Genomic DNA, 25,613 nt, shown 5'->3' with positions numbered 1-25,613 from the left:
CATCAATGAATAGGTGACCTGTGCAGAGCAAGAGCCGGGCCAGGGGCGCAGGCCTTGATCTGTGCGGGCTCAGGCCAAGATGTGGTCATAAATACCCTGGCGCACTAGGGTTTTATTGACCCTTAAATGGTTTTAATGACCATTTCTGTGGCAGGCGGGCTTGCCCGCGCTCGGGTGCGCAGCCGCCAGTACGGTGGGGTGAGCGCCACTTTAGGGCGGCTGCGCCACCCCGTGCGGGCGAGCCCGCACGCTACAAGAACTGCCGGCGGCATGTTCGTTGCAACCCAAGCCCCGACCGGGCGCGCAATCTAGCGCAACCGCCATGACCCGCCTTGATCTATGACAAGGGCGGGCCGTGGGCAATACCCGATGATGACGCCGGGGTATTGCCCGGCGAGGCCCGGGCTGTTTAAGGAGTGCAACGATGCAAGTGCTTGACCGTCGTACCGCCATGGCCATCGTGCCGTTGTTGCGGCTGGCTTTCCGGCCGTTTTTCCTGGCCGGTAGCCTGTTGGCGCTGCTGGCGATCCCCCTGTGGCTGCTGGCGTTCACCGGCCAGCTTGGGCAATGGCAACCGGCCGGCGGCTGGCTGGCGTGGCATCGCCATGAATTGTTGTTCGGGTTTGGCCTGGCGATCATCGCTGGGTTCCTGCTCACGGCGGTGCAGACCTGGACCGGCCGCCCGGGCCTCAGTGGCAAGCCCCTGGCGGCCCTGGCGCTGCTGTGGTTGGCGGCGCGCCTGGCCTGGCTGGCCAATGCCCCCTGGCCGCTGCTCGCCGTGTTGGAGCTGGCCTTCCCCCTGGCCGTGGCCGGGGCGATGGGCGTGACCCTGTGGAAGGTGCGGCAGACGCGCAACTACCCGATTGTGCTGGTGCTGGCCCTGCTGGCCGGCGCCGATGGCTTGTCGTTGCTGGGCTTGATCCAGGGCCATGAAGGTTGGCAGCGCCAGTCGGTGCTCACCGGGATCTGGCTGGTGGCGGCGATGATGGGCCTGATCGGCGGGCGGGTGATTCCCTTTTTCACCCAGCGTGGCCTGGGCCGAGCCACGGCCGTGGCGCCCTGGCCGTGGCTCGACTGGCTGCTGTTGGGCGGTTCGGCCCTGGTGGCGCTGTTGTACGCCAGCGGCCCGGCGTTGACGGCCAACCCGGCAATCGGCCTGCTGTTCGGCGCATTGGCGGTGGGCCACAGCATTCGTTTGGGGCGTTGGCATGATCGCGGCCTGTGGCGCGTACCGCTGCTGTGGTCGCTGCACCTGGCCTACGGCTGGCTGGCGCTGGCCTGTCTGGGCATGGCGCTGTGGCATTTGGGTGTGCCCCTCAACCCCAGCCTGGCGGTACATGCGCTGACCATCGGGGCCATGGGCGGGTTGATTCTGGCGATGCTCGCCCGCGTCAGCCTGGGCCACACCGGCCGCGCCCTGGAGCCGCCGGCGGGGATGAGCCTGGCGTTCATCCTGCTCAACCTGGCGTGCCTGTGCCGGGTGTTGCTGGTGTTGGTGTTGCCTTTGGGCGCCCTGTGGTTGGCGGCGCTGTGCTGGACCCTGGGCTTTGCCCTGTACGCCTGGCGCTACGGGCCGATGCTGGTGCGCGCACGGGTGGACGGGCACCCGGGTTGATGGGCCCCCTTGACGGAGAAACGCTGTGATCTACCCCTTGCTGTTGATTGCCCATTTGCTGGCGGCCATTGCCTTTATTGGCACCCTGTTCTTTGAGGTGGCGATTTGGTTCAGCGCCCGTCGCCCGCTGCCCTGGTCGGCCCGCTTGAGCGCCGACCAAGCCATCGCCCAGCGTTCGCGCAAGGTGCTGCATGGCGTGGTGCTGGTGCTGTACGGCGCCGGGGCGGGCCTGGCGTGGCATCACTGGGGCGCGCTGAGCCAACCCCTGGCCAGCCATTTTGGCCTGCTGCTGATGGTCAAGATCTTCCTGGCGCTAAGCATCATCGGCCACTACCTGCTGCTGGCCTACTGGCTCAAGCGCGGGCGCATCACCCAGGCCCGCGCCGACGGCGTGCGCCACAGCATCCTGGGGCACATGCTGTTGATCGTGGTGTTGGCCAAGGGCATGTTTTATTGGTGAGTGGGCAGGGCGCGAGATCCCCTGCGGGGCCAAGCCCCACAAGGGTTAGCGCAGCCCTCAAGCTTGCGGATCGAGCGCCTGCACAAACAACACATTGTTCTCCAGGTGGATGTGCTGCATCAGGTCATCACGAAACTCTTCCAAGCCACGGTACAGCGCGCGCCAGGTGTTGCAGGCGTTGGCGGGTGGGGTGATCTGGTCGGTCAGGGCCAGCATCCGCTCCAGGGCCTCGCCATGCTGGTCGTGCTCCCAACGCATCACCTGGATCGGTGGCGCCGCTTGCGGGCCCAGGCCCTGTTGCAACAGGGGGAACAGGATCTGCTCTTCCTTGCGCATGTGGCTTTCCAGCTCTTGTTGGATATCGCGCAGCAGGTCAGCCAGGCCGTTGGGGCAGTTGTCGCGCGCGCCGTGGACCTGCTCGACGCGGCTGGCCAGGCGGATCAGCTCCGGTAGTTGTTCGCGGTGGCGGGCGTGGTAGCGGCTGAGCAGGTGCTCGATCAACCGCGTCTGCGGTTCATTGCGCCAGTCGTGCCCAGCGTCGCCGCGGGCCTTGAGGGCCAGCAGCGTTTCGGCTACTTGCAGTGGGTCCAGGCCTTTGCCCAGGGCCGCTTCGCGCAGGCTTGTGCGGCCACCGCAGCAGAAGTCCAAGTGGAAGGTATGGAAGGCGCGTGTGGCGCCGGGAATGTCACAGGCCAATTGGCCCAGGCTTTGGTCCAGCAGGGAAAGGCTCATCGGGATTCCTTTTGCGGTTCACGGATTCCTGAAGGCCGTTGCAGGCGTTGTGCCAGATCTAAATGATTGAAAACGAACAATTAATTTTTTGTGGTGGTGATTTCTACCCTGGAGTGACAGGGTAGTTGCCACCCTTTGAAGGTAATGATGACCATGCTGCGTGAAAGCCTGGTGGCCGACCTGATCGTCGAGCTGCCCAATGCCGTGCGGTTGCAGCGTCTGGTGCAGACCCTGCGCGAATACTTCCACAGCGGCGCCGTCGGCCTGTTGCGCCTGGACGACGACAGCCTGCGCCCGGTGGCCACCGTGGGCCTGGTGCACGAAGCCCTCGGCCGGCGTTTTGTGATCGCCCAGCACCCGCGCCTGGCCGCGATCATGGCCTCGCGCGCGCCCACCTGGTTCGAGCCCGACAGCCGCTTGCCGGACCCTTACGACGGCCTGCTGGACAACCATGTCGGCGAATCCCTGCCGGTACACGACTGCATGGGCGTGAGCCTGTACGTGGAGGGCCGCGCGTGGGGCGCCATCACCCTGGATGCGTTGCACGCCGGCACCTTCGATGCCCGCGCGCGGGACGAGCTCAAGCGCTGCACCCTGCTGATCGAAGCCGCCGTGCGGGTCACGCGCCTGGAGCAGGAAAACCGCAGCCTGCGCCTGTCGCGCAGTGACCTGGTGGACGTGCGTGCGCCGCGGGAGGAGGGCGAGATCCTCGGCCAGAGTGAAGTGCTGCACCAATTGCTCAATGAACTGGACGTGCTCGCCGACTCCGAATTGCCGGTGCTGTTGCTGGGGGAAACCGGCGTGGGCAAGGAGCTGTTTGCGCGGCGCCTGCATCGCCTGTCGCGGCGCAGCCACAAGCCGTTGGTGCAGGTCAATTGCGCGGCGCTGCCCGAGTCCCTGGCCGAGAGCGAGTTGTTCGGCCACGTCAAAGGCGCGTTCTCCGGGGCCAGCAGCGACCGCGCCGGGCGTTTCGACGCGGCCAATGGCGGCACGCTGTTTCTCGATGAAGTCGGCGAGCTGCCCTTGAGCGTGCAGGCCAAGCTACTGCGTACCCTGCAAAACGGCGAGATCCAGCGCCTGGGGGCGGACAAACCGCTGCATGTGGACGTGCGCATCATCGCCGCCACCAACCGCCACCTGCCTGACAGCATCCGCGATGGCCTGTTTCGCGCCGACCTGTACCACCGCCTCTCGGTGTACCCGGTGCCGATCCCGCCGCTGCGCGAACGGGGCAACGATGTGCTGCTGCTGGCCGGGCATTTTCTTGAACTCAACCGCACGCGCCTGGGCCTGCGCGGTTTGCGCCTGGCGCCCGCGGCGGAGCGGGCATTGTTGGATTACGCCTGGCCGGGCAACGTGCGCGAACTGGAGCACGTCATCAGCCGCGCGGCGCTCAAGCAACTGAGCCGGGGCAACAGCCGCAGCCAGATCATTACCCTGGAGGCCGGCGCCCTCGACCTGGATAACGGCCGTGGCGAGCCGGCCCCCGCGCCGCTGATGGCTGTGACCCCGCAGCAGCCGTTCCAGCCCATGGCCGAGGCAGTGGACGCCTGCCAGCGCGAGAAAATCCTCCAGGCCCTGAGCCTGTGCCGCGACAACTGGGCCAGCGCGGCGCGCCTGCTGCACATCGACCCCAGCAACCTGCACAAACTGGCCCGGCGCCTGCGCCTCAAGTAAGGCGCGCGCGGCACAGTGTTGATGGTGGTCAAGGTTCTGCGTGGCGCGGCCTCGCACACTGCGCAGAACTTTTTGGAGAGCTCCGCCATGACCCTGTCCCTGGCGCAAATGCGCCGCAACTACACCCGCGCCGGCCTGCCTGACGACCTCACCTGTGATGACCCCCAGGCCCTGTTCCACGAATGGATCGCCCAGGCCAGCGAAACCGAGAACGCGCCGTTCGAGGCCAACAGCATGGCCCTGGCCACCGTCGACAGCCAGGGCCGGCCCCATTGCCGGATCCTGCTGCTCAAGGGCCTGAGCGAAGAAGGCTTCATTTTTTACACCCACTATCTGAGCGACAAGGGCGAGGAACTGGCGGGCAACCCCTATGCCGCCATGACCTTCTTCTGGCCGGGGCTGGAGCGCCAGGTACGGATCGAGGGCCGCGTGACCCAACTCGACCCCCAGGACAGCGACGACTACTTCGCTTCGCGCCCCCTGGCCAGCCGCCTCGGTGCCTGGGCCTCGCCCCAGAGCCAGGCCCTGGCCAGCCGCGAAGAACTGGAGTTGCGCATGGTCGATACTCGCGAGCGCTTCGCCAGCCAAGAGCCGCCACGGCCGCCGCATTGGGGTGGCTACTGCCTGCACCCGCAGCGCCTGGAATTCTGGCAAGGCCGCCCCGACCGTTTACACGACCGCCTCGACTATCGCTTGCACGACGGCGTGTGGGTACGTAACCGCTTGGCGCCGTAAGCCCGCTTGCACAACCACAGCCTGCGGGCATACCTCCTTGGAGGAATAGCCGCGCCCGGCCCACGGGTGCAGGCTTTGGCCAATATTCTTTGCAATGGGAAGACTCTCACATGGCCCATCTGGCGCAACGCACCTTCCAACCCCTGAACATCGCCGTGCTGACCATCAGCGACACCCGCACCCTGGCCACCGATACCTCCGGGCAAACCCTGGTGGATTTGCTGCAAGCGGCCGGGCATCGCCTGGTGGACCGAGGGTTGGTGATCGATGATATCTACCAGATCCGCGCACGGGTTTCCCAATGGATTGCCGACCCGGCGGTGCAAGTGGTGTTGATGACCGGCGGCACTGGCTTCACCGCCCGGGACAACACCCCCCAAGCGGTGCAGCCGTTGTTGGATAAGCAGGTGGACGGTTTCGGCGAGTTATTCCGCCAGGTCTCGCTGGCAGAAATCGGCATGTCCAGCCTGCAATCGCGGGCCCTGGCCGGGCTCAGCAATGGCGTGCTGGTGTGCTGCATGCCCGGTTCGCCCGGGGCGTGCCGCACGGCGTGGACGAAGATCCTCGGCGAGCAATTGGACAGCCGCACCGGCCCGTGCAATTTCGCCCCACACCTCAAGCCCCAGGGCGAGGCTCTGGTCGGCGCTTGCGAGTCACGGCCGTGAGCCTGTCGGTGTGCGACAGCGGCCATCTACTGCCGGTGGACGAAGCCATCGCCCATTTGCTCAGCCAGGCGCCGGCCGCGCCAGCGGTGCACTACGTCGCCCTCAGCCACGCCCTGGGCCGGGTGTTGGCGGCGGAGGTACGCAGCCCGATGAACCTGCCGGCCTGGGACAACAGCGCCATGGACGGCTACGCCCTGCGCGCCGCCGACCTGCCTGCCGGGGGCGGTTACTTGCCCGTGGCCGGGCGCATCGCCGCCGGGGATGATGCCGCCGCGCCGCTGCCGGTGGGGCAGGTGGTGCGGATTTTCACCGGCGCGCCGTTGCCGCCGGGGGCCGATACCGTGGTGCCGCAGGAGCGCTGCCAGGTCGATGGCCAGCGCGTCTGGTTGCCGGCGGTCACCCTGGGCGAGCACGTGCGCAAGGAGGGCGAAGAGGTGCACCGGGGCGAACGCCTGTTGGCGGCGGGCAAGCGCTTGCGCGCCCAGGAAATCGGCCTGCTGGCCGGCGCCGGGGTGACTCGCCTGGAGGTCTACCAGCCGTTGCGGGTGGGCCTGTTGAGCAGCGGCGATGAGTTGCGCGAACCCGGCGAGCCGCTGGCCCCGGGGCAGATCTACAACAGCAACCGCCATTGCCTGGGCGCCATCCTGCGCGGCTGGGGCGTGGAGGTGGTGGATTACGGGGTGATGCCCGATGCCCTGGCCGCCAGTTGCGAAGCCTTGCGCCGGGCCGCGGCGGAGTGCGACCTGCTGCTGACCTCCGGTGGCGTTTCGGTGGGCGAGGAGGACCATCTCAAGCACGCCATCGCCGAGGTGGGCAGCCTCGACCTGTGGCGTTTGGCGATCCAACCGGGCAAGCCGCTGGCCTTTGGCGAGGTGGCAGGCACGCCGTGGGTCGGCCTGCCGGGCAATCCGTCGGCGGCGCTGATTACCGCGCTGGTGGTGCTGCGCCCGTTCGTGCGCAAGGCTCAAGGCCTGTGTGACCTGATGCCGCAGGCCGTGTGGGTGGCGGCGGATTTTTCTTGGTTGAACGCCAACAAACGCCGTCAATACCTGCGCGCCCGGCTCGCCGCCAATGCTTCGGGGCAACTGAGCGTGGCCCTGCATCCCCAGCAAAGCTCGGCCATGCTCAGCGCCGCGTGCTGGGCCGACGGCCTGGCGCTGGTGGAGCGCGGCCAGGTATTGAGCCTGGGTGAACCGGTGCCGTTCCTGGCGTTTGCCGAGCTGTTGCAGTAGGCGCACTTGATTGTGGTCAAGGTCGGCGCGTGGGCGCTGGTTATGCTGGCCACGGATTTTTCGCCGGCGCGGGCACCTTCGGGGGCGGGCCGGTGCCGACCTGGGTTCTGATGAGGATCAACCATGCAACTGGTCTGCCCGGCAGGCAACCTGCCTTCGCTCAAGGCGGCCGTGCGCCAAGGCGCCGATGCCGTTTATGTGGGTTTTCGAGATGACACCAATGCCCGGCATTTCGCCGGGCTGAACATGGACGACAAGCAGTTCGACGCCGCCGTCGCCCATATCCGCGAGCACAAACGCAAGCTGCTGGTGGCGGTCAACACCTACCCGCAACCGCGCGGCTGGGAGCGCTGGCAACGGGCGGTGGACCGCGCCGCCGACTTTGGCGTGGACGCCATGATTACCGCTGACCCCGGCGTGCTGCACTACGCCAGCCAGCGCCACCCCAACCTGGGGCTGCACCTGTCGGTGCAAGGCTCGGCCACCAACGCCTCGGCCCTCAAGTTCTATGCCGAGCGCTATGGCATCCGCCGCGCCGTGCTGCCCCGGGTGCTGTCCCTGGCCCAGGTCAAGCAAGTGGCGGCCAGCACCACGGTGCCCATCGAAGTGTTCGCCTTCGGTAGCCTGTGCATCATGGCCGAGGGGCGCTGCCACCTGTCCTCCTACATCACCGGCGAATCACCGAACCTGTGCGGCGTCTGCTCGCCGGCCAAGGCCGTGCGCTGGAGCGAGGATGCCGAGGGCTTGAGCGCGCGCCTGAGCGAGGTGCTGATCGACCGCTACAGCGCCGATGAGCCCGCCGGTTACCCGACCCTGTGCAAGGGCCGTTTCCTGGTCAACGGCAAGCGCTTCCATGCCCTGGAAGAACCCACCAGCCTCGACACCCTGGACCTGCTGCCGCAACTCAAGGCCATGGGCGTGGTGGCGGTGAAGATCGAAGGCCGCCAACGCAGCCCGGCCTATGTCGAGCAGGTCACGCGGGTCTGGCGTACCGCGCTGGACGCCCATCGCGCTTCGCCCGCGACCTTTGCGGTCAAGGATCAATGGCGCCAGGTGCTGGCCGGGTTGTCCGAGGGCAACCAGACCACCCTCGGCGCTTACCATCGCTCATGGCAATAAGGGGAGGGCACATGAAGCTCAGCCTGGGACCGGTCCTGTATTACTGGGACAAAGTACAACTGGGGCAGTTTTACGCCGAGATGTCGGCCTTGCCCCTGGACGTGATTTACCTGGGGGAAACCGTGTGCTCCAAGCGCCGCGCGTTTTCCCTGGATCAATGGCTGGGCCTGGGGCGTGAGTTGCAGCAATGCAGCCCGGCGCAGATCGTGCTGTCGAGCCTGACCCTGATCGAGGCCGCCTCCGAGCTGTCGAGCCTGCGCCGCCTGTGCGACAACGGCCAGCTCCTGGTGGAGGCCAACGACATGGGCGCGGTGCAGTTCCTTGCCGAACGCAAGCTGCCCTTCGTCGCCGGCCCGGCGCTGAACATGTACAACGGCCATGCGCTGGGGCAATTGCAGGACGCCGGCATGATCCGCTGGGTGCCGCCGGTGGAATGCTCCCAAGGGTTGATCCGCGATGTGTTGGACCAGCTCGGTGAAATGGGCCGCACGCTGCCCGAAGTGGAAATCTTCGCCTACGGCCACCTGCCCCTGGCCTATTCGGCGCGCTGCTTCACGGCGCGGGCGGAAAACAAGCCCAAGGACGACTGCGATTTCTGTTGCATCAACTACCCCGACGGCCTGGCCCTGACCAGCCAGGAAGGCCAGGCCCTGTTCACGATCAACGGGATCCAGACGATGTCTGCCCAGATCACCAACCTGTTGGCCGACTACCCGGCGCTGGTGGCCTGCGGCGCTGACTTGCTGCGCTTGAGCCCGCGGGCCCAAGGCATGGCCGAGGTGGTTGCGGCCTATCAACGGGTGCGCGAAGGCGCGCCGCCGCCGCTGTTCGTCGACGGCTGCAACGGCTACTGGCACGGCCAGGCCGGCATGCTGCGGGTTGAGGAGGTGGGCCTGTGTTGATCCGCAAAGCCTGGCTGCTCAAGGGCGCCGACCGCGTGCTGCCACTGGCGCGCCGTGTGCCGTTCGGGGTGCAGCGACTGGTGTTGCAGCAGGCCCTCAACCGTTGCTTCGCCGAGCCGTTGCGTGACGGCGAGTTCGAGCTGCTGCGCGGGCGCTGGATGTGCCTGCACGTGGCTGACCTGGGCTTGCGCTGGTACGTGACCCTGGCCCGTGATGGCCTGCGCATCGCCCGCCAGGCCGAGGCCCAGGTGACCATCCGCGGCAACTGGCGCGAGTTCCTGTTGCTGGCCAGCCGACAGGAGGACCCGGACACCCTGTTCTTTCGCAGGCGCCTGGTGATCGAGGGCGATACCGAACTGGGCCTGGCCCTGAAAAACCTTATCGACAGCCTCGACCCGGACGTATTGCCGCCCTGGCTGTGGCGCAACCTGGAGCGTGCGGGCAAGGGCCTGGCCAGCGCCGGCTAACAGCGTGGCGGTGGATGCGGGCGGTGGATACTTAGGTTTTTGCGGGCGGGACAGTGAGTAGGCTGGCGGCTTTACCCTCCATCAAGGATGAGCTCAATGCCCCAACCGATTAGCCGGAACACCGACTCCGCGCCCGCCAGCCTGCATTACGACCTGCTCAAAAGCCGCTTGCCGGCCTGGTACAGCGCCGCCGCCACCCACCGTCAGCAAGCTTTGGCCGAGCACAGCCTTACGCTGCCCACGTGGTATCGGCGCGCCAGCCACGGCGCGCGCACTGCGTTGCTGGCCCGGCATGGTCAATACCACGCCACGTTGAACCGTATCGACCGCCAACTGGGTGCGGTGCAAGACATCATGGCCTTCGCCGAGCCCCTGTTAACCCAAGCGATCCAGAACGAATTCGGCCTGGCCCTGGATGTGCGCCAGGTGTTTTTCGCTCGCAAGTATGGCTTCAAGGGGCGCGACGACCTGTTCGGCGCATTGGTCTTCGAGCGTCAGGACGACCCCGCCAGCCACTACCTCTACCGAGGCATCTCCCTGCTGGAAGCGGCACTGGCCAACTTCGCCCCCGAAGACGAGCAGGCCAGTGCTTGCCATGACTGCCGAGTGATTACCCGCTGGAGCAGCTATGACGGCGCGATCCTGGCCGATTACGCCGCTGTCTCCAGCCAGGCCGTGGCGCTGGCGCCCGAGGCTTTCGCAGGGCTGTGCCGACGCCTGGACCTGGGCCGACGCTATCAGGAACATTTGCAAAGTATTGTGCTGCCGCCCGACGCCCAGGCCCGCACCGAACTCAACGAACAACTGCGCGAGCACCATCGACAGCTGCTGACCCTGAGTACCGAGATCGGGGGCCTGCAAGGTGCCGGCGTGGGGATCGGCAGCCAGGCCTACCAGATGCTTCAGCAGTGGTTGAGGGCGCCGGGTGAGGCGCGGCTCGACGGTCGCGCGGTGGTGGCCACCGCCTTCAAGGTTCTGGATGTGGAGCTGATCGGGCCCTTGCTGCTGGGGCCGGCCCGCGAAGGCAGCGAGCGGGTCGAGCGGGTGCTGGCCTATCTGCCCGGCGACCCGCAGCAACCCTTCAAGGAGTACGCCTCCAGCGCCGAGTTCATGGCCGATTTGCGCACGCGCCTGCACAGCGGCGCCTACCGACGCTTTTTCAGCCGTTTCATTCCAGTGCGTGAGCAGGGGCGTTTCTTCGAGCGTTTCAACCGCTTGTACCAACCTGCCGAGCAGTCGGATGCGACCCAGGATTACCCGCTTGGCCCTCGTCCTGCGGCGCTGCCCATGACTGAAGTGCCCTTGGTCGGCGACCTCTGGCAGTTGCTGGCCCAGCGCCAGGTCAACAAGGTGTTTGCCGATGCCCGGGTGCTGGCGGTGCCTACCGGCGACGAAGACCGTCAGGCACGCCTGGAACGGCTTGCCGGGTTTCTCAACGCGGCGCAGAACGTTTTCATGCTGGCGGCCTTTGTCGTTCCCGTGTTGGGGCCGCTGTTGCTGGCGGTCGGCGCCGCGCAGATGCTCGATGAAGCATTCGAGGGCATCGAAGCCTTTGAAGACGGTGACCTGAGGGAAATGTGGGCCCATCTCTCCAGCGTCGCTTTGAACGTTGCCTTTATCGCGGCTGGGTCCGCTGTGCTGCCCGCGATCCATTCCTCGCCTAAGGTCGATAACCTGCGCCCCGTGGAACGGCCCAACGGCCAAGCGCGGCTGTGGCACCCGGACCTGGCGCCCTACGCGCGCGAGGTACCCCTGGTCAACGGCGCGCAGCCCGATGAACAAGGCTTGCACCGGGTCAACGGCCAGGCTTACCTGGCGCTTGAAGGCAGGTTATATGGCGTCACGCAGGAACCACTGACGGGCCGCTACCGCATCCAACACCCCACCCGCCCCGACGCCTATCAGCCTTTGTTGCGGCACAACGGCACCGGGGCCTGGAGCCATGAACTGGAACAACCGCGCACGTGGCAGGGGTCGTTGCTGATGCGCCGCCTGGGGCACCGGGTGGCGGCGTTCAGTGACGCGCAACTGGAGCAACTGCGGCGCATCGGAGGCTTCGACGAAGGCCTGTTGCGGCGTTTGCATGCCGAAGGCGAGCCGTTGCCGCCCTTGCTCGCTGACCAGATCGCGCGGTTTGAGTCGGCCCGCCAGATCGACGCCTTTATCGACGCCATTGGTAGCGATGTGCCGTCGCTCAATGCCAGCGCCGACCCCATGACTCAGTTGCACATCCTCACCCAATACGGGCAATGGCCACGGCAGGCCCGCCTGCAACTGCTCGATGCCAGCGGTGAGCCGGTGTGGCGTTATGCCGAGCCGCAGGCGTTGCCCGATACGACCCGTGAGGTGCAGCTTTGGGAAGCCCAGGTGCGTAGCCCGGACCTGCTCAGGCATTTGCTTGACGCCATGGATCGGGCAGGCGTGCGCCCGGGGTTCGAGGGCGATGTGGCCGGTGCCCCGATGGAAGCGCGCGTGGCGCATCTGCGCGAAAAAATCGCCACCTTGGCCAGGCAGCAAAAGGTGCGCTTATTCAACGACCATTACGCCAGCCTCCAGGCCAAGGACGGCCCGCGGGTGGACTTATTGATGGCGCGTTTTCCCCTTGTGCCCGCGGCGGTGGTCAAGCAGTTGCTGAGCCTGGTAAGCCCTGCAGAAGAGCTGCAAATGGCAGCCTGGGACTTTACCCAGCCGCAGCAAACCAAACCGGTGCCGTTGCGCTTGGCCGAAGCGCTGCGCCTGTACCAGCGCGAGGTGCGCCTGAACCGCGCCTATGAGGGTCTGTACCTGGATTATCTGGCGAGTGCGGACACCCGCAGGTTGCAGTTGGCTACCCTGCAGACCCTGCCCGGGTGGAGCGCCAGTGTGCGCATCGAGTTGCGCGCCGACGAATTCAGTGGCCCGTTGCGTGCCAGCGCCGGGCCCGGCGAGGCGCGGTTCACCAAGGTGCTGGTGGAGCAGGGCGGGCGCTATAAAGCCTATGACGCCCAGGAAAACGAACTCTGCGCCTGGACGGATTTCTACCAGGCGGTACAACACGCCTTGCCCGACAGCGAGCGCCTGGCCTTGGGTGTGCCCTCGGTGCATCAGGGGGCTGAACTCGGGCAACGGGTCTTGGCCAGAATCATTCCCCGGGGGCAAGCGGCCCAGGTGCTGGGCATGCAGCCGCTCAAAGCGTTCTTCAAGCCACCCCTGCGCCTGGACGCCGGCCGGGTGGGCTACCCTCTGAGTGGCGGCTGGAAATGGTGGCGCGCAGGCTCGTCCGTGTTGCGTGGCAAAGTGCTGGAGTTGTATCCGGATTTCTCGCCGGCGCAAGTCGATGCCCTGCTGCAATCCCTGGGGCGCAATGCCCAGGTCGCGCTGCAAAGGCTCGCGGTGGAGTTTCAGCAGTTGACCAAGGCCCTGGACCAATGGGCTGCACAACGCCTGATGGTGGAGGCGGGTGAGCATCACATCCAGATTGTGCCCGATGGGACCAAGCAGGAAGTGGTGCGCCGGATCAAGGCGTGCTGGCGCCAGCAGGGGCGGCGCATCCGCCTGGGCGATGGCCAACTGGGTGGTTTTGAACTGGACCTCAACGACCTGCGTGTGGGCCAGTTGCCGGACCTGTCGGCCAACTTCAGCCATGTCGCCTCCCTGAAACTGCGCAACATGGGCCTGACCCACTTCAGTTGCGAGGCGTTTCTCAGTGGCTTCCCCCAGCTGCGCTGGCTGGACATGATGAACAATGGCCTGCGCGTACTGCCTGCACCCCTGGCCTCGATGCGCCAAATGACCCGGCTTTACCTGACCGGCAACCGGATGGTGCTGACGGCGTCAAGCGCCCAAACCCTGGCAGGCCTTACACAGTTGAAAATCCTCAACCTGGCACGCAACCCCTTGGGCGTGCTGCCGGATTTTTCCCCATTGAGCGACCTGCTGGGCCTGGACCTGCACCAAACCGGTATCGACGTTTGGCCTGTGGGCCTGCGCGGCCAGGCGCTGGAGGCCCTGGACCTGCGCGACAACCAAATCGCCGAAATCCCCGACTACCTGTTCACCCCCCCGGCCGAGGAAGCCGAGGCGATCATCAGAATCAACCGTGTGACCTTTTTGCAGCGCAACCCCATCAACGAAGCCAGCCGCCAACAGCTGCTTGGCTACTGGCCGCGCGTTGAGCAGCAGTACCCACAATGGGTGCAAGGGCGCCTCCCCGCGACCTTCACCTTGGGCGAGGTGGAGCCGACCGGGCAGAGGGGCACAGTGGCGCGTTGGCTGAACAACCTGAGTGGTGAAGACGCCCGGAGCAAGACTGCTCTGTGGGATGCGCTGCGACGCGAGCCGGGCGCTGACGAGTTTTTCGAACTGCTGCAGCGTTTGGGTAACAGTTATGTGGACGCTGAAAGCTATCCCGACCTGCAAGCGCGCATCTGGCAAATGCTGGAGGCGGCCGAGCAGTCGACCCAATTGCGCACACGGCTGTTCGAACAGGCCGGCGAGCCTGCCTGCGAAGACCGCGCGGCGCTGTCTTTCAGCAGCCTGGAAATCACCTTGATGGTGCACAACGCGACCCTGCTCAGCGCGGTGGGCGAAGAGGGCGAGCAGCTCTACAACTTGGCCAAGGGCTTGTTCCGCCTGGACGAAGTGGAAAGCATCGCCTTGCGCGATATTCAGCAGCGCAGGGATGCCATTACCACGGCCGACCTCAGCCAGGAGCAGCAGCTTCACCAACTGGCGCGGATCGAAGAAGTGGAGGTGCGCCTGGCCTACCGGGTGGGCCTGCGTGAGCGCCTGCAATTGCCAGGGCAGCCCAAGAGCTTTCGCTTTCACGCCTTGGCCAACGTCACTAACGCCATGCTCGACGCCGCGCAGGCACAGGTCAGTGCCCTGGAGGGCTCCGAGGCGCAATTGCAGTCCATTGTCGGTCGGGATTTTTGGGTGGAGTTCATCCAAACCAGTCACCGCCCGGCATTCGACGCCTTGAACGAGTCCTTCCTGAAGCGCCAAACCACCCTGGATGAACAATACGCAGGCACCACCCTGTCGGAGGATGACTACCAACGCCAGTCCCAGGACCTCGAGCTGCAACTGCGGGTGGAACAGGCGCAACTGTTGGTGGACCTGACGCGGGCGCAAATCGAAACCATAGTCGGAAGTACGGATTTGTAAGCTGCAAGCGGCAAGTGGTGAGGTTCAGGCCTGCGGCTTGAAGCTGGCCGCTTGCGGCTGCATCAATTGCTTGATTTCTTCGAACAGATCGTCGCTCTGAGCCTGGCTGCAATCCTGGCCGTAGCGTTTGCGCAGGCCGTACTGGCTAAGGACGACGTGTACGTCGGCCTCCAACCCGTGCTGGTTCAGGCAGCCTTCCACGCATTGCAGCGGGCAGCCGTCCAGGGCGACGATCGGCCGCCCCGAACGGGCCTTGTTCACCAACGAGGCCACGTGCCCGCCCAATCCGGCAATACACGACATCTCCGCCAACCCGGCACGATCCAGGCGCAAGGCCAGGGTATTGGCCAGTTGAGCGACGTTGGAACAGCCGGAACAGGAATAGACCAGCGGCAAGTGGGCACGGGACATGACAGACCTCCACGGATGAACCGCGTCAGTGTGCCGCGCCCCCTGCCCAGCGCCTTGACCATCGTCAAGACCGACATCGCCATCGTCGGATCGCCGCCCGGACCAAGCCCTGTGGGAGCTGGCTTGCCAGCGATGGCGGCCTTGAAATTGCCATCGCGAGCAGGGCTCGCTCCCACAGTTGAACTGCGGTGCGGGTGGGATTTTCATTTTTCTCTGTGGGAGCGAGCCTGCTCGCGATGGCGGCACGCAGTGGCGGTGACAAGCCACCGGCGATCTTGGATGCTTGGCCGCCATCGCGGGGCGAGCCCGCTCCCGCCGGTGGGGGGCTTGTTCGGGTCACCAAAAGCCTGTTCCCACAGGGGGCTTATGGCTGGCTTTATTGTTGGTACACCGCCAGTTCTTCCTCGGCGAGGATGCGGATGTTGCGCCGGTGCATTTCGATCAGGCCGCCTTCGACCAGGCGATGGAGGATGCGCGAGAAGGTCTCTGGCTGGATGCCCAGTTTCGACGCCACCAGGCGTTTGGACACTTGCAGCACCACGTCGCCGCTGACCGGGTCGCGTTCCTGGAACAGAAAGTTGATGACCCGGCGGCTGGCGTTGCTCAGGGTCAGGGTGTCGATGTCCTTGAGGCGCTGGTGCAGGTGGATGCTCATGCTGCCCAGGATCGCCAGGCAGATTTTCGGTTGTTCCTCCAGGGCCTTGCGGTAGTGCGTGCCTTCGATGCTGACCAGCACGCTGTCTTTGAGGGCGGTGGCGGTGACCGGGTAGCAGCGGGCCTCGCTGAACAGCAGGGCCTCGGCGAAGGTCTGCCCGGCGTGGATGATCTCCACCAGGTTTTCCTGGCCTTCGCCGGTGACCCGGTGCAACTTGATCTGGCCGCTGACCAACAGAAAAAACCGTTTCGCCGGGTCGCCCTGGTGCATCAGGCTGGCCTGGGCGTCCAGGCGTTTTAGGTTGGCCAGTTGGCACACGTCCTGGAAGACCTTTTCCGGTAACTGGCTGAATAAGTGATGGCGACGCAGGATCAGAACAATGGATGGATGGGTCAGCATGGCGTACCTCCGCTGACGAACAGGGTAGCGCCCGCGTCGCGGGCGGCCTATGCCTCTGCCGGCCTACCTCCGAAGAGGCAGTCGGCTTAGGCGCTTTGGCGCAGGTGCTCCATGGCCCACACCGCCGCCTCCACCCGCGAGCGCAGGCCGAGTTTGTGCAGCAGGTTCTTGACGTGGACCTTGACCGTGCCTTCGGTGATACCCAGTTTGTGGCCGATCACCTTGTTGCTGTAGCCGCTGGCGATGCTCTTGAGTACCTGGCGCTCGCGCTCGGTCAGTTCCACCGTGGCCTGGCGCGGAGCCGAGCGCAGGGCCTGGGCCATGGCCTGGGTCAGCCCGGGGCTGATGACCAGCTCGCCAGCCAAGGCATCGCGGATGTACTGCACCAGCAACTCGGGTTCCATGTCTTTGAGCAGGTAGCCGTCGGCGTCCAGGCGCAGGGCGTCGCGGATGTCGTCCTCGGCGTCAGACACGGTGAACAGCAACACCTTGGCCGTGCAGTCCAGGCTGCGCAGGCGGCGCAGGGTTTCCAGGCCATTCATCTGCGGCATGTTGTTGTCCAGCAGCACCAGGTCGGGCTTGAGGCTGTGGATCAACGCCAGGGCTTCTTCGCCGTTGCCGGCTTCGCCGACCACGTGCAAGTCGTCTTCGAGTTCGAGCATCTGGCGGATGCCACGACGCATCATCGGGTGGTCGTCCACCAGCAAGAGGCGGTGGGGCGCGGAGGGGATCATGAGGCGGTACCTTCAGTGGGCTGGCCGAGGAATTCGGGGTGGAATTCCAGTTGTACCAGGGTGCCCTGGGGGGAGCGGGAAAAGATCTGCAAGCGGCCGTTCAGGCTGCGGGCGCGCTCGTCCATGATGGTCAGGCCGTGGTGTTCGCGCTGGTCCACCGCGCCGCAAAAGCCACGGCCGTCGTCCTCGATCACCAGGCGCACCGTTTCGCCTTCCTGGCGCAAGGCCAGCCAGGCGTTTTGCGCATGGGCGTGGCGCAGGCAGTTGGACAGGGCTTCGCGGGTGATTTGCAGCAGGTGGATCTGTTCGCTGGCCGACAGCGCGAAGGCCAGGGTGTCGATGTGCAAGTGCACCTGGAAGTCGCCGCGGCGGGAAAACTCCTGGGCGGTGTCCTTGAGTTCCTGGCTCAGCCCGGCGTCGTGGATTTGCAAGCGGAAGGTGGTGAGCAACTCGCGCAACTGGCGGTAGGCGGTGTTCAGGCCCTCGCGCAGTTCGGCGGTGACGTTCTCCAGGGTTTCCACCGGCTCGCCACGGCGCATCAGGGTTTGCATGCGGCTCACTTGCAGCTTCATGTACGACAGCGCCTGGGCCAGGGAGTCGTGCAACTCGCGGGCGATGATGGTGCGTTCTTCCAGCAACAGCAGGCGATGGTCCTGCTCGCGCTGGCGCTTGAGGGACAGCGAGGTGCCGATCAGGTGCGCCAAGGCCTGGATCAATTCGGTTTCCCAGGGTTGTGGGGTGTGGCCGTCGAGGAAGTGCGCCTTGAGTTCGCCCAGTTCGCTGCCCTGGTTGCTGATGCTGAAGGTCTGCGGCGGGCCGGCCTTTTGCTTTTGGCAGGTGGCGCAGTCACCCACGGCGCAGACGTTGCGGCTGTTCTCGCCATGCAGGGCGAGCATCTGCTTGGCCGGCGCCAGGTAATGGCCTTGCAGGCACAGCGACAGGCGCAAGCCCGGCAGGCGTTGCTGGAAGCGTTGGATCAACTGGTCCAGGCCCTCGGCGTTGGCCAGGCGCGTGGCCAGGCTGCTGCTGCTTTGGTAGAGCAGTTCGAGGGCGGCGTTGGCCTGTTGCAGGTGTTGGGTTTTGTTGCGCACCTGGCTTTCCAGGGTGCGGTGGGACTCTTCGATGGTCTCGGCCATGGCGTTGAAACTCAGGGCCAGTTGCCCCAGCTCATCGGCGGACTGATGGTTGACCCGCACCTTGAAATCACCCTGGCGAAAGCGCCGCGTGGCTTCCACCAACTCTTGCAGCGGCATGATGACGCCGTACTGCAATTGATAGAGGCCAATGAGCAGGATGAACAGGGTGGCGAACAACGCCATGCCCTGGATCGCCTGCTGCCAGCCCTGTTTGTGTTCGCTCTGGCGCTGCAACAGGGTGACGAATTGGTTCAGGTGTTCGACGAAGGGCAGGGCGTTGGCCTGGAAAAACACCCCGTCGCCGCGTTCCAGGGCCGGGCGCAGCACCTCGTTCCAGCGCTGTTGCAGTTGCCGGTAGTTGGTTTGCAGGGCGCTGGCGGGGCCGTCTTCGAGCACGGCTTTAAGGGACTGGCTCTCCAGGCGTTGTTGCAGGCTGTCGCTGATGCGGCGGATCTCTTGCGCGTCGGCGCCGGCGGCGAGTTTCCAGCTCAGGTGGTAGGTTTCCATGCGCACCGAACCTGCGGTGTTGATCGCGGCGCCGTCGCCCTGGCTGAACCAGGCGATCAGCCCGGCGCTCAGGGAACTGGCCAGGGCCAGGATGGCGATCAGGATCACCGCCAACCCGGCGCGGGCGGGCAGGGAACGGCGCAGCCAGGTCAGCATCGGCTGCGACTCGCGGGCAGGGGGGGCAAAGCAGGCATGGAAGGCTCCGAAAAACCAGGTGGCGAAGGGAAGGGCTGCCGATCCTGGCGTTCTACCTCTAAAGAGTTGCCGGCCGTCGCAGCGCTGCGAAAACGCCGGCACAAGAGGTCAATCCATTGATAAACAAAGCATTTCTCTTGTTTTTCGAACTACCACCTAAGAGGTAGAGGGCACAAGCATAGGCCAATACCCCCAAGGCCCACGTTGACCTGAGTCAAGTTTTGCCGGGGCTGTGTCCCTAGTCTGCAGTCATTGTTCAACTGACTGGAGAGCATCGTGACTCAAGCGCGTATGCAACAAGGCTTGGTGCTGGGCATGAGCACACTGGCCTTCACCGTGTGTTTTATGGTGTGGATGATGTTCGCCGTGTTGGGCGTGCCCATCAAAGAGTTGCTGCAACTCAACGAGACCCAGTTCGGCCTGCTGGCAGCCACGCCTGTGCTCACCGGCTCGCTGGTGCGCCTGCCCCTGGGGCTGCTCACTGACCGCTTCGGCGGGCGCATCGTGTTCTTTCTGCTGATGCTCACCTGCGTGTTGCCGCTGTACCTGATTACCTACGCCACTGCCTATTGGCAGTTCCTGGTGCTGGGCCTGTTCGTCGGTTTGGCCGGCGGTTCGTTTTCGGTGGGCATCGCCTACGTCGCCAAGTGGTTCGACAAGGACAACCAGGGCTTTGCCATGGGCGTGTTCGGCGCCGGCAATGCGGGGGCGGCGGTCACCAAGTTCCTGGCCCCGGCGTTGATTGCGTTCGGCACCTGGCACCTGGTGCCCAAGGTGTTCAGCGCGATCCTGTTTATCACCGCATTGCTGTTCTGGTTCCTCACCGCCGAGAACAAAAGCCACCGCAGCGCCAGCGGCGCCACCCTGCGCGAGCAACTGGCTTGCCTGAAAGACCCGGCCGTGTGGCGCTACTGCCAGTACTACTCGATCGTCTTCGGCGGCTACGTGGCCCTGGCGTTGTGGATGACCAAATACTACGTGCAGGAATACGGCTTCAGCCTGCAAAGCGCGGCGTTGCTGGCGGCCTGTTTCTCCCTGCCCGGCGGTGTGCTGCGCGCGGTGGGCGGTTGGATGTCGGACCGCTGGGGCGCCCACAGCGTGACCTGGTGGGTGCTGTGGGTGAGCTGGGTCTGCCTGTTTTTGCTGTCGTACCCGCCCACCCAATTGCAGGTGCAGACCGTCAACGGCCCCCTGGATTTCCATATCGGCCTTAACGCCACCCTGTTCACCGTGCTGCTGTTCGTGATGGGCATCGCCTTCGCGTTCGGCAAGGCCTCGGTCTTCAAATACATCAGCGACGACTACCCGAAAAACATGGGCGCGGTGTCCGGCATCGTCGGCCTGGCCGGTGGCCTGGGCGGGTTTGTGCTGCCGATTTTGTTTGGCGCCCTGGTGGACCTGACCGGCGTGCGCTCGTCCTGCTTCATGTTGATGTACGGCGTGGTCTGGGTGTCGCTGGCCTGGATGTACCTGAGCGAAGTGCGCAAGAACCCGCTGCTGGGCAAACGCCCCCTGTAGCAAGCCCGCTTGCTACACGCACACACATACGCCAGGGCAGCCCTTTTAATGATGCGAGGAGAGTGATTATGACCATTGCGCAAAAGCCCGATTCGGGCCCGGTGATCCATGACTGGCGCCCCGAAGACCCCGCATTCTGGGGCGCCAGCGGCAAGCAGACCGCCACCCGCAACCTGTGGATCTCCATTCCCGCACTGTTGCTGGCCTTTGCCGTATGGATGGTGTGGAGCACGGTGATCGTGCGCCTCAACGCCGTGGGCTTTAGTTTCACCACCGACCAGTTGTTCTGGCTGGCGGCATTGCCCGGGTTGTCCGGCGCGACCTTGCGGGTGTTCTACTCGTTCATGGTGCCGATCTTCGGCGGCCGCCGCTGGACGGCCCTGAGCACCGCCTCGCTGTTGGCCCCGGCGCTGTGGATGGGCTTTGCCGTGCAAGACCCCAACACCCCCTACAGCGTGTTCGTGCTGATCGCCTTGCTTTGCGGTTTTGGCGGCGGCAACTTCGCCTCCAGTATGTCCAACATCAGCTTCTTCTACCCCAAGGCCCAGCAAGGCACGGCCCTGGGCCTGAACGCCGGCCTGGGTAACCTGGGGGTGTCGGTGATGCAGTTCTGCGTGCCGCTGGTGATTACCTTCGGTGTGTTCGGCTTCATTGGCGGCAACCCGCAAGTGCTGGCCGACGGTAGCCAATTGTGGTTGCAGAACGCCGGTTTCATCTGGGTGCCATTCATCATCGCTGTAACCCTGATCGCCTGGTTCGGCATGAACGACCTGTCCAGCGCCCGCGCTTCGTTCAGCGAGCAAGCGGTGATTTTCAAGCGCAAGCACAACTGGCTGATGTGCTGGCTGTACCTGGCCACCTTCGGTTCGTTCATCGGTTTTTCGGCGGCGTTCCCGCTGCTTATCAAAACCTCGTTCCCGGACGTGATCGCGCTCAAATTCGCCTTCCTCGGCCCCCTGGTCGGTGCCCTCGTGCGGCCGCTGGGCGGCTGGCTGGCGGACAAACTGGGCGGCGCCCGCGTGACCCTGTGGAACTTCGTGTTGATGATCGTGATGGTGTTCGGCGTGCTGCACTTTTTGCCGCACAACGGCCAGGGCGGCAACTTCTACGGGTTCCTGGGCATGTTCATGCTGCTGTTCATCACCACCGGGGTGGGCAACGGTTCGACCTTTCGCATGATCCCGGTGATTTTTCGCACCCTCCACGAAAAGGCCAGCGCCGGCCAACCGCCCGCCGCGCGCGAGCAAGCGCTGCGCAACGCCGGCAAGGAGTCGGCCGCGGTGCTGGGCTTCAGCTCCGCCATGGGCGCCTTCGGTGCGTTTTTCATTCCTAAGACCTTCGGCAGCTCCATGGCCCTGACCGGCGGCCCGGAGGCGGCCTTCTACATGTTCGTCGGCTTCTACCTGAGTTGCATTGCCGTGACCTGGTGGTGGTACGCCCGCAAGGGTGCGCAGACCCCCTGCTAACCGACCCGAATCCAACCATTGCGTGGGCGGGGCACAGAACCCCGCAGCAAGCCTGAGAGGAAAGCGACATGAGTCATCTATTGGACCAACTGCGGTTTTTCAAGCGTAAGCAAGGCGAATTCTCCGATGGTCACGGCGAGACCCGCCAGGAGTCCCGCGACTGGGAGAACGTCTACCGTTCGCGCTGGCAGTACGACAAGATCGTGCGTTCCACCCATGGGGTGAACTGCACCGGCTCGTGCTCGTGGAAGATCTACGTGAAAAACGGCCTGATTACCTGGGAAACCCAGCAGACCGACTACCCGCGCACGCGCAACGACCTGCCCAACCACGAACCGCGTGGCTGCCCCCGTGGCGCCAGCTACAGCTGGTACATCTACAGCGCCAACCGGCTCAAGTACCCGAAAATCCGCAAGCCCCTGCTCAAGCTGTGGCGCGAAGCACGGCTGACCATGAAACCGGTGGAAGCCTGGGCAAGCATCGTCGAGGACAAGGCCAAGGCCGAGTCCTATAAAAGCAAGCGCGGCATGGGTGGCTTCATCCGTTCCAACTGGGACGAAGTCAACGAAATCATCGCCGCCGCCAACGTCTACACCGTCAAGGAATTCGGCCCTGACCGGGTGGTGGGCTTCTCGCCGATCCCGGCCATGTCCATGGTCAGCTACGCCGCCGGCTCGCGTTACCTGTCGCTGATCGGCGGCGTGTGCCTGAGTTTCTACGACTGGTACTGCGACCTGCCGCCCGCGTCCCCCATGGTTTGGGGCGAGCAGACCGACGTGCCGGAATCGGCCGACTGGTACAACTCCAACTACATCATTGCCTGGGGCTCCAACGTCCCGCAGACCCGTACCCCGGATGCACACTTCTTCACCGAGGTGCGCTACAAGGGCACCAAGACCGTGGCCATCACCCCCGACTACTCGGAAGTGGCCAAGCTCACCGACCTGTGGCTCAACCCCAAGCAGGGCACCGACGCCGCCCTGGCCCAGGCTTTCAACCATGTGATCTTCAAAGAATTCCACCTGGACAAACCGAGCGCGTACTTCACCGATTACGCCAAGCGCTTCACGGACTTGCCGGTGCTGGTGCTGCTCAAGCCCATGACCGGTTTCGCCCCGGGCGCCGGTTACCAGCCCGACCGCTTCCTGCGCGCCTCGGACCTGGCCGACAACCTGGGCCAGGAGAACAACCCCGAGTGGAAAACCATCGCCATGGACGCAAGCGGCGAACTGGTGTCGCCGCAAGGTTCCATCGGCTACCGCTGGGGCGAGAAGGGCAAGTGGAACATCCTGCCGCGCGAGGGCGGCGAAGGCCGTGAAATCGACCTCAAACTGAGCCTGATCGGCGCCGATGTGGCCGAAGTGGGCTTCCCCTATTTCGCCGGCGAAGTGCAGGACTACTTCCAGCACGTGGCGGGCGATGCGGTGCAGTACCGCCGCGTGCCGGTGCACAACCTGACCCTGGCCGATGGCAGCCAGGTCAAGGTGGCCACGGTGTTCGACCTGTCGGCCGCCAACCTGGCCATCGACCGTGGCCTGGGCGGCGCCAACGTGGCCCGCGACTACAACGATGCCAGCGTGCCCGGCACGCCGGCCTGGCAGGAGCAGATCACCGGCGTGAGCCGTGAGAAAGCCATCCAGATCGCCCGTGAGTTCGCCGACAACGCCGACAAGACCCGAGGCCGCTCGATGATTATCGTCGGCGCGGCGATGAACCACTGGTACCACATGGACATGAACTACCGTGGCCTCATCAACATGCTCATGCTCTGCGGCTGCGTCGGCCAGACCGGCGGCGGCTGGGCCCACTACGTGGGCCAGGAAAAACTGCGCCCGCAATGTGGCTGGCTGCCCCTGGCCTTCGGCCTGGACTGGAACCGCCCGCCACGGCAGATGAACGGCACCAGTTTCTTCTACGGCCACAGCTCCCAGTGGCGCCACGAAAAAATGAACATGCACGACGTGCTCTCGCCCCTGGCCGACAAGTCGCAGTTCCCCCAACACGCCCTGGACTACAACATCCGCGCCGAACGCGCCGGCTGGTTGCCCAGCGCGCCGCAACTGAACATGAACCCGCTGCACGTATGCCGTGACGCGGCCGCGGCCGGCATGGCGCCCAAGGACTACGTGGTCAAGTCCTGGCAGGACGGCAGCCTGCGCTTTGCCTGCGAGCAACCGGACAACCCGGTGAACTTCCCGCGCAATATGTTTGTGTGGCGCTCCAACCTGCTGGGCTCCTCGGGCAAGGGCCACGAGTACATGCTCAAGTACCTGCTGGGCACCAAGAACGGGGTGATGAACGAAGACAGCGGCAAGGTCGGCGACTGCACGCCCACCGAAGCCGAATGGGTCGAGGAGGGCGCCATCGGCAAGCTCGACCTGGTGACCACCCTGGACTTTCGCATGTCGTCCACCTGCATGTACTCCGACATCGTGCTGCCCACGGCGACCTGGTACGAAAAAGACGACATGAACACCTCCGACATGCACCCCTTCATCCACCCGCTGTCGGCCGCCATCGACCCGGCGTGGGAATCGCGTTCGGACTGGGAAATCTACAAAGGCATCGCCAAGGCGTTCTCGGCCATGACCGACGGCCACCTGGGCGTCGAGCAAGACCTGGTGACCGTGCCGCTGTTGCACGACAGCGTCGGCGAACTGGCCCAGCCTTTTGGCGGCACCGACTGGAAAACCGCTGGCGTGGCGCCGCAACCGGGCAAGAACGCGCCCAACATCCATGTGGTGGAACGCGACTACCCGAACATCTACAAGCAGTTCTCCTCGCTCGGCCCCTTGCTGGAAAAATTCGGCAACGGCGGCAAGGGCATCAATTGGAACACCGATGACGAGGTGAAATTTCTCGGTGAACTGAACTACCGCGAAGGCGATGAAGGCATCAGCAAGGGCCGGCCGAAAATCGATACCGCCATCGACGCCGCCGAAGTGATCCTGTCCCTGGCCCCGGAAACCAACGGCCATGTGGCGGTCAAGGCCTGGGCCGCACTGTCGCAGTTCACCGGCATCGACCACAGCCACCTGGCGCTGCCCAAGGCCCACGAGGCGATCCGCTTCCGCGATATCCAGGCGCAGCCGCGCAAGATCATCTCCAGCCCCACCTGGTCGGGCCTGGAAGACGAACACGTGAGCTACAACGCCGGCTACACCAACGTCCACGAAAACATCCCATGGCGCACCATCACCGGCCGCCAGCAGTTCTACCAGGATCACCCGTGGATGCAGGCCTTCGGCGAGCAGTTGATGAGCTACCGCCCACCGGTCAACACCCAGACCATCGCCGGCGTCAAGGACAAGCGCAGCAACGGCCACACCGAGATCGTCCTGAACTGGATCACCCCGCACCAGAAATGGGGCATCCACAGCACCTACAGCGACAACCTGCTGATGCTCACCTTGAGCCGTGGCGGGCCGATTGTCTGGCTCTCGGAGATCGACGCACAGCGCGCCGGCATCGAGGACAACGACTGGATCGAGTGCTTCAACATCAACGGCGCCGTGACCGCCCGCGCAGTGGTCAGCCAGCGGGTCAAGGAGGGCATGGTGATGATGTACCACGCCCAGGAACGGATCGTGAACCTGCCCGGTTCCGAAACCACCAAGACCCGTGGCGGGCACCACAACTCCGTGACCCGGGTGGTGCTCAAGCCGACCCACATGATCGGCGGCTATGCCCAGCAGGCCTACGGCTTCAACTATTACGGCACCGTGGGCTGCAACCGCGACGAATTCGTCGTGGTGCGCAAGATGGCCAAGGTGGATTGGCTCGATGGCTCCAGCGGCGATGACCTGCCGCGCCCATTGCCGACCGATATCGAGGAGAACTGAG

18 protein-coding genes are annotated in these 25,613 nt (G+C 65.0%); 13 read left to right on the top strand and 5 right to left on the bottom strand.

The genetic code is table 11. The annotated features are described in order from the left end of the window. Window positions 1-424: 424 nt before the first annotated feature. Both CKW13_RS21505 and CKW13_RS21500 read left to right on the top strand, forming a co-directional pair. Window positions 425-1,615 (top strand): NnrS family protein, encoded by a 1,191-nt coding sequence (locus tag CKW13_RS21505; RefSeq protein WP_095110791.1) that lies wholly within the window; start codon window positions 425-427, stop codon window positions 1,613-1,615. A 25-nt stretch (window positions 1,616-1,640) separates the two neighbouring features. After that, window positions 1,641-2,075: a hypothetical protein gene (locus tag CKW13_RS21500; protein ID WP_095110790.1), complete on the top strand. Its 435-nt coding sequence runs from the start codon at window positions 1,641-1,643 to the stop codon at window positions 2,073-2,075. Between the two features lie 57 nt (window positions 2,076-2,132). Here CKW13_RS21500 and ytfE read toward each other — a convergent pair whose 3' ends face one another. Beyond that, window positions 2,133-2,807, bottom strand: a complete 675-nt coding sequence (ytfE, locus tag CKW13_RS21495) for an iron-sulfur cluster repair protein YtfE (RefSeq protein ID WP_095110789.1) — start codon at window positions 2,805-2,807, stop codon at window positions 2,133-2,135. A gap of 153 nt (window positions 2,808-2,960) precedes the next feature. Between ytfE and norR the strand changes: the two genes are divergently transcribed. The 8 genes from norR (at window position 2,961) to CKW13_RS21455 (ending at window position 14,749) form a co-directional block, all read left to right on the top strand. Continuing rightward, the gene (norR, locus tag CKW13_RS21490) at window positions 2,961-4,484 is read left to right on the top strand and encodes a nitric oxide reductase transcriptional regulator NorR (RefSeq protein WP_095110799.1); all 1,524 of its coding nucleotides are present in this window, start codon (window positions 2,961-2,963) and stop codon (window positions 4,482-4,484) included. An 87-nt stretch (window positions 4,485-4,571) separates the two neighbouring features. Then, the gene (gene pdxH, locus CKW13_RS21485) at window positions 4,572-5,219 is read left to right on the top strand and encodes a pyridoxamine 5'-phosphate oxidase (protein ID WP_095110798.1); all 648 of its coding nucleotides are present in this window, start codon (window positions 4,572-4,574) and stop codon (window positions 5,217-5,219) included. A 110-nt stretch (window positions 5,220-5,329) separates the two neighbouring features. Next, complete coding sequence (gene moaB / locus CKW13_RS21480) at window positions 5,330-5,884, top strand: molybdenum cofactor biosynthesis protein B (RefSeq protein ID WP_095110788.1); 555 nt, start codon at window positions 5,330-5,332, stop codon at window positions 5,882-5,884. Then, window positions 5,881-7,116, top strand: coding sequence for a gephyrin-like molybdotransferase Glp (gene glp, locus CKW13_RS21475; protein WP_095110787.1), 1,236 nt, complete (start codon window positions 5,881-5,883; stop codon window positions 7,114-7,116). Before moaB ends, glp begins: the two co-directional genes overlap by 4 nt. Window positions 7,117-7,239: 123 nt before the next feature. After that, window positions 7,240-8,235: a peptidase U32 family protein gene (locus CKW13_RS21470; protein ID WP_095110786.1), complete on the top strand. Its 996-nt coding sequence runs from the start codon at window positions 7,240-7,242 to the stop codon at window positions 8,233-8,235. An 11-nt stretch (window positions 8,236-8,246) separates the two neighbouring features. After that, window positions 8,247-9,137, top strand: coding sequence for a U32 family peptidase (locus tag CKW13_RS21465; protein ID WP_095110785.1), 891 nt, complete (start codon window positions 8,247-8,249; stop codon window positions 9,135-9,137). Then, complete coding sequence (locus tag CKW13_RS21460) at window positions 9,131-9,604, top strand: SCP2 domain-containing protein (RefSeq protein ID WP_095110784.1); 474 nt, start codon at window positions 9,131-9,133, stop codon at window positions 9,602-9,604. The genes CKW13_RS21465 and CKW13_RS21460 overlap by 7 nt, the downstream gene beginning before the upstream one ends. Before the next feature lie 96 nt (window positions 9,605-9,700). Further along, window positions 9,701-14,749, top strand: coding sequence for an NEL-type E3 ubiquitin ligase domain-containing protein (locus CKW13_RS21455; RefSeq protein WP_095110783.1), 5,049 nt, complete (start codon window positions 9,701-9,703; stop codon window positions 14,747-14,749). Window positions 14,750-14,773: 24 nt separating this feature from the next. On the opposite strand, the gene CKW13_RS21450 is transcribed toward CKW13_RS21455, so the two are convergent. The 4 genes from CKW13_RS21450 to CKW13_RS21435 form a co-directional block, all read right to left on the bottom strand. Next, entirely contained in the window at window positions 14,774-15,160 is a 387-nt protein-coding gene (locus tag CKW13_RS21450; protein WP_095110782.1) for a putative zinc-binding protein, read from the bottom strand. Window positions 15,161-15,536: 376 nt separating this feature from the next. Next, a complete protein-coding gene (locus CKW13_RS21445) occupies window positions 15,537-16,214 on the bottom strand; it encodes a Crp/Fnr family transcriptional regulator (RefSeq protein WP_095110781.1) in 678 nt (225 codons plus the stop codon). 86 nt (window positions 16,215-16,300) lie between these two features. Next, window positions 16,301-16,948, bottom strand: coding sequence for a two-component system response regulator NarL (narL, locus tag CKW13_RS21440; RefSeq protein WP_095110780.1), 648 nt, complete (start codon window positions 16,946-16,948; stop codon window positions 16,301-16,303). After that, window positions 16,945-18,747 carry a HAMP domain-containing protein gene (locus CKW13_RS21435; protein WP_095110779.1) on the bottom strand — a complete coding sequence of 601 codons (1,803 nt, stop codon included), beginning with the start codon at window positions 18,745-18,747 and terminating at the stop codon, window positions 16,945-16,947. The genes narL and CKW13_RS21435 overlap by 4 nt, the downstream gene beginning before the upstream one ends. A gap of 330 nt (window positions 18,748-19,077) precedes the next feature. Here CKW13_RS21435 and CKW13_RS21430 point away from each other — a divergent pair, with 330 nt between their 5' ends. The 3 genes from CKW13_RS21430 to CKW13_RS21420 all read left to right on the top strand — a co-directional run bounded on the left by CKW13_RS21430 (window position 19,078) and on the right by CKW13_RS21420 (window position 25,612). Then, the gene (locus CKW13_RS21430) at window positions 19,078-20,304 is read left to right on the top strand and encodes a nitrate/nitrite transporter (protein ID WP_371856250.1); all 1,227 of its coding nucleotides are present in this window, start codon (window positions 19,078-19,080) and stop codon (window positions 20,302-20,304) included. A 68-nt stretch (window positions 20,305-20,372) separates the two neighbouring features. Continuing rightward, window positions 20,373-21,770 (top strand): NarK family nitrate/nitrite MFS transporter, encoded by a 1,398-nt coding sequence (locus tag CKW13_RS21425; protein WP_095110777.1) that lies wholly within the window; start codon window positions 20,373-20,375, stop codon window positions 21,768-21,770. A gap of 68 nt (window positions 21,771-21,838) precedes the next feature. Then, complete coding sequence (locus CKW13_RS21420) at window positions 21,839-25,612, top strand: nitrate reductase subunit alpha (protein WP_095110776.1); 3,774 nt, start codon at window positions 21,839-21,841, stop codon at window positions 25,610-25,612. Window position 25,613: the final 1 nt, after the last annotated feature.

This window comes from Pseudomonas sp. Irchel 3E20 (assembly GCF_900187645.1).
GTDB lineage: Bacteria > Pseudomonadota > Gammaproteobacteria > Pseudomonadales > Pseudomonadaceae > Aquipseudomonas.
The sequence above is the reverse complement of the archived record's forward strand: the minus strand, read 5'-3'. Positions and strand labels throughout refer to the sequence as shown.